This window comes from Geodermatophilus marinus (assembly GCF_003428645.1).
Taxonomy (GTDB): Bacteria; Actinomycetota; Actinomycetes; order Mycobacteriales; family Geodermatophilaceae; genus Geodermatophilus.
Genome location: NZ_QVQH01000055.1, coordinates 1 through 4,692, shown reverse-complemented (window position 1 = coordinate 4,692; position 4,692 = coordinate 1). Strand labels below are relative to the sequence as shown.

Sequence of the window (4,692 nt, the reverse complement as noted above, 5' to 3'; positions counted from 1 at the left end):
GGCGGATCTCCGCCCAGTCCTCCACTGCCAGCACCTCGTCCCTCCCCGGCTCGGCTCGAGCCAGGGTCTCGGGAGGGGGTCAACTTTCGACCGTCGCGAGGGGGTCAGTTTTCAGGCGTCGTCGACACTCCCGGGTCGGCGAAGGGTCGGCGTCCAGACGGGCCGTGCGTGCCCAGCGCCACGAGGCGGCGGTGTCCCGCGCGAAGCGCTCGAAGAGACGCACGGGCATCGGGAACCGGCGTGGCGGTCGTCCGGTGACCCGCCTGTATCTCTCCCGGCACTCTCGATCGAGCACACGTCGGCGACGAGATCGAGCTGGTGCCCGATGAAGCGCTCCGGCTGCTCGAACACGCGCTGGGTCGAGCGCGGCAAGCAGGCCGGCCAGGGCACGGGCGGCATCAGCGGGCACCGCGCCGGTCAACGGGCAAGCAGCCGGGCGGGGCGCCGCTGAGCGCACGCGGGATCCGGTGCGTCGGTGGTTGCCGGGCAGATGCCCCGGTCGGCCGGGGCGGTCGATCGCGGCTCACGCAGGCGACCTCACGGCGCTGCCGGACGCAGGCGTGCGGGAGCCGTTCCGGCGGGAGCCGGCCAGCACACGCCGGAGCAGCTGCGGGCGCATCAGCCGTTGCGGGCGATCGAGCATCCCGATGACCCGGATGAGCGCCGCACCTACCAGGGGGTCGCGATGGGCGACCGGCAGGAGGCGCTCAAGGTAGGCGGTGGTGAGTCGCCACGACAGTGGCCGTGGCCCCTCGACCTCCGGGTGCGCGAGATCGCCGCCGGCGGCCAGGTCCCAGGCGTCCTGCACGGCCCACCGCGCCGACGACAGCACCCGCGGGCCGATGCGGTCCAGGCCGTGCTCGTCCAGGACGCGGCGCATCTCGAGGGCCTCGATGATCGCCACGGTCATGCCCTGACCGAAACGCGGATCGAAGGAGCAGACCGCGTCGCCCGCGACGAGGTATCTCTCGGGCAGGCGACGCAGCCGGTCGTAGCGGTGCCGGGAGAAGGAAGGGAAGGCAGCACGGACGGCGTCCCCGACCGGCGTCCCGCCCGAGACGACGTCGTGGATGTCGCCGTTCCAGAGCCCTGAGGCGTACTCGGTGAAACCGGTCAGGTCCGCGGGGGGACGCTCGCCGAGCATCCCGATGAGCGTGACGAGCCAGCGCCCCTCCTCGACCGCCAGGGCCACCCCACCGCGGCGTCCGGCGGGCGGGACGTCGACCAGCACGTTGCGGCTGCCGTCCAGGTCTCGAGGACTCCTGCGGAACAGACGCGTGGTGTAGTGCACGTCGACCTTGAGGCGCTCCTCGGCCGGTGGCAGGTAGCCCAGATCCGCGAGCCACCGCGGTGACCGGGAGCCCCGGCCCGTGGTGTCCACGACCAGGTCGGCCGCCAGGGCGCGCTCCTCGGTCGGATCGGCCTCCGACCGCAACCGCACGCCGGTGACGCGGCTCCGGTCGCTCGTCGTCAGCAGCTCGCGGGCGGCCCAGCCATCGAGCACCTCGACGCCGCCGGGTGCCAGCACGCGAGCGCGGACGACGTGCTCGATCAGCGGCCGGGTCGCCCCCGTGATGCGGAAGTCGGTGCCTCGCAGATCCAGCCGGCCCCCGCCCATGTGGAAGCGCCACTCCGGCGCCCCGATGAGGTGGGCCCCGCGGCCGGACAGGTCGTCGGCCACTGCGGGGAGCAGCTCTTCCAGGCGGGTCAGCCCTCCGGGCACCAGCAGGTGGATGTGCTGGCCCTGCGGCACACCGGTCCGGGGCTCGGCCCGGTCGGGAAGGGAGTCCCGCTCGACCAGCGTGACGCGCTCGAACCGCTCCGCCAGCGGTACGGCGTGCACGAGGCCGGCCATGCCGGCCCCCAGCACGACTGCGTGGTCTCCCAGGTGCATCACGGCCTCCTCGCGTCGGCGGTGCGGGTGGTCGCCCACGCTAGGAACGGCCCGGCGCACGCCGCGTCGGCCGATCGGTGCAACTGTGCGCCCGTGGCGGCTACACCGTCCTGTCCATGCCGCCCTGCACCAGGTGGTGCTCGTAGGCGTAGGCCGTGGCCGCCGCCCGGTTGGGGAGAGCCAGCTTGGTGAAGGCGTTGTGCAGGTGGCGGGCGACGGTCTTGTCGCTGATGACCAGCCGCTCGGCGATCTCGCGGTTGGTGTGCCCTGCGGCTACCAGCCGGATCACGTCGATCTCGCGCGGCGTCAGGCGAGCTGCCGGACCAGCGGCCGGCGCGGCGGACGGACACTCGAGCTCGGGAGCGGCACCCACCGCCTCGAAGACCCGTCGGGCCGCGGCCTCCTCCAGCGCCGCGGTCTCCTCGTCGCCGAGCGCGCGCAGGGCCCGGGCCAGCAGCACGCGCGTCCGGGCCAGCTCGTAGGGCGCACGCAGCTGCGCCCAGCACGCCCGGGCGTCGACGAAGGCCCGGAGTGCCGGCGCGTACCGCCCCTGGTCCAGGTCCACCATCCCGCGGGCGCGGGCGGCCATCGCCCGGATGACGCCGGTGCCGACGACGTCGGCGTCCCCGTCCAGCTCCGCGCAGGCCGCGCGGGCCGCCGCGCCGTCCCCCGTCGCGAGCATGACCTCCACGTGCGCGGCCAGCAGCAGTGCCCGCGGGCGGGGAGTGCGGAACTCGTCCGCGACGCCCGGAAGGGCGGTGGAGGACCCTTCGACGGCGCAGCGCATCGCGGCGGCCGCCACCTCAGTGCGTCCCTGGGCGAGCCACAGGAGGGCGAGGCCGGGGTGCGGGTCGTGGCCGAGGGCGACGGCGGCCTCGTAGGAGGCCTCGGCGGGCCCGTACTCACCGCGCAGGCGGTAGAGCTCGGCGCGCTGGTAGTGGGCCATCCCGGCCGCCGGATCCGACTGATCGGCCAGCAACCGGCAGGCGCGGTCGGCCTCGGTGACAGCCTCGGACCAGGCGCCCCTCCACTGGGCCAGTTCCGACCGGTGGACGAGGCACTGGCCCCGGAACGGGACGAGGCCGGGCTGCGCGTCGCACCAGTTGCCCAGCGCCGCCGTCCACTGCTGGGCGCGCCGCAGGTCGAAGACCTGCTGGCAGGCGAGGATCACGGCGCAGTAGACGATGCCGGCCGCGATCGGCGACACGCGTCGGCTGTCGACGGTCACCATGGCTTCGTCGAGGTGGGCCAGCCCGCTGGACGTCTCGCCGGTGCGGATCAGGGCCTGGCCCTGCCCGAGGCGTCCGAGGGCGGACAGGTCGGGTTCGCCGAAGCGCTCGCCGATCGCGGCCGCATGCGCGAAGGCGCGGAGGGCGCGGTGCGGATCGTCGCCGTCCAGGTCACGCAGCGCGGCCGGGAGCAACAGGTAGCCCCACTCGGCGCAGTCCTCCGGCCCGTGTTCCCGGAGCATCCGGTGCGCCCGGGCGAGCCAGCCACCCCCACGCGACTCGTCGCCCCGGGCGGTGCTCAGCACCAGGCCCAGCCAGAACGCGCACCGGACAGCGGGCAAAACCTGGTCGCGCTCGAGGAAGGCTCCGTACGCCCGCTCCCAGGCGGCGTCGGCCACCTCGTTCCGGCCGGTGAGAGCAGCACTCAGCGCCAAGGCCTGCAGGTCTTTCGGCTCGGCGAGTTCGCCCCGCTCGTCCAGAGCGACGAGCACCCGGCAGGCGACGTCCCACGCTTGGACGTCCACGGCCGCGCGGGCCTGCTCGATCGTGCCCACCACACGTCCCATGGTGCGGCTGCGCGACCGTCCGCGGTACCGGTCAGGCGGCTTCGACGCCAGAGCCCTCACGATCGCTGACCGTGAGAGCTCTCCGCTGTGTCCGAGGGGCGACACGCTACATACGCACACGGATCCATCCGTGACGCCGGCTGATGTCAGCCGTAGACGTCGGCCCGGTGGGAGATGCGCACGACGCGGACCAGCACCTGCTCGTCGTGAATCGAGTAGACGACCCGGTACTGGCCTCTGCGGGCAGACCAGTAGCCCTCCAACTCGAATCGCAACGGCTTGCCCACCCGGTAGGGGTCCGCCGCAAGCGCTCCGTACAGGAAGTCCACGACGGCGGCAGCGACGGATTCTGGCAGGTCTCGTTCGATGGCGCGCTTCGCTGCCGCCGAGAGCACGACGGTGTAGGGCGGCGCCTCGCTCACGGGCGACGCGCGGCCAACGTGGCGCGCACCTGCGCCTCGTCGTAGACCTCGCCGTCATCCATCTGGGACTCCGCCTGCCGGATCTGCGCCACTGCCGAGGGGTCGGACAGGATTTCCAGGGTCTCCATCAGGGACTCGTAGTCATCGACGGCGAGGATCACGGCGACCGGGCTGCCGTTCTTGGTCACCGTCACGCGCTCGTGCGTTCCGTACACCTCGTCGATCACCTGACTGAAATGCGCCTTGACCGCGGCGAGGGACTGAGTGGACATGACCTGAATTATGGTCACCTGGCGACCGTTGGTCAATGGGGCCCCACTGATGTGGGTCTGTCAGACGCTCGCCATGGTTGTGCGCCGTCGTCGTCGCCAGGTGCCACCTCGGCTGATGCCGGTGCCGGAGACAGTCCGGGCCACGAGCGGAAGCGCCGGATCAGGGAGCACGACGACTCCCGCTAAGAGTCCCCGCCAGTAGGCGTGATCGTCGCCTTCGGCGTGGCTGATCGTTGGGGGCAGGCACGAGGGCCACGCTCGCGAAGGTGCTAACGCTCCGTGAGATGTGGACCGCTCGTGCCTGCCGTC

General features: G+C 72.9%; 4 protein-coding genes. All 4 read right to left on the bottom strand.

The genetic code is table 11. The annotated features are described in order from the left end of the window. Positions 1 to 523: 523 nt before the first annotated feature. Positions 524 to 1,894 carry an NAD(P)/FAD-dependent oxidoreductase gene (locus D0Z06_RS24930; RefSeq protein WP_147332134.1) on the bottom strand — a complete coding sequence of 457 codons (1,371 nt, stop codon included), beginning with the start codon at positions 1,892 to 1,894 and terminating at the stop codon, positions 524 to 526. Positions 1,895 to 1,994: 100 nt separating this feature from the next. Then, positions 1,995 to 3,680: a LuxR family transcriptional regulator gene (locus D0Z06_RS24925; protein ID WP_199522537.1), complete on the bottom strand. Its 1,686-nt coding sequence runs from the start codon at positions 3,678 to 3,680 to the stop codon at positions 1,995 to 1,997. Positions 3,681 to 3,835: 155 nt separating this feature from the next. Continuing rightward, the gene (locus tag D0Z06_RS24920) at positions 3,836 to 4,111 is read right to left on the bottom strand and encodes a type II toxin-antitoxin system RelE family toxin (protein WP_117380232.1); all 276 of its coding nucleotides are present in this window, start codon (positions 4,109 to 4,111) and stop codon (positions 3,836 to 3,838) included. Beyond that, entirely contained in the window at positions 4,108 to 4,383 is a 276-nt protein-coding gene (locus D0Z06_RS24915; protein WP_117380235.1) for a type II toxin-antitoxin system Phd/YefM family antitoxin, read from the bottom strand. Before D0Z06_RS24915 ends, D0Z06_RS24920 begins: the two co-directional genes overlap by 4 nt. Positions 4,384 to 4,692: the final 309 nt, after the last annotated feature.

Coding starts and splice junctions, on each gene's coding strand:
- D0Z06_RS24930 (WP_147332134.1), bottom strand. CDS start 1,894: ATGCACCTGGGAGACCACGCAGTCGTGCTGGGGGCCGGCATGGCCGGC.
- D0Z06_RS24915 (WP_117380235.1), bottom strand. CDS start 4,383: ATGTCCACTCAGTCCCTCGCCGCGGTCAAGGCGCATTTCAGTCAGGTG.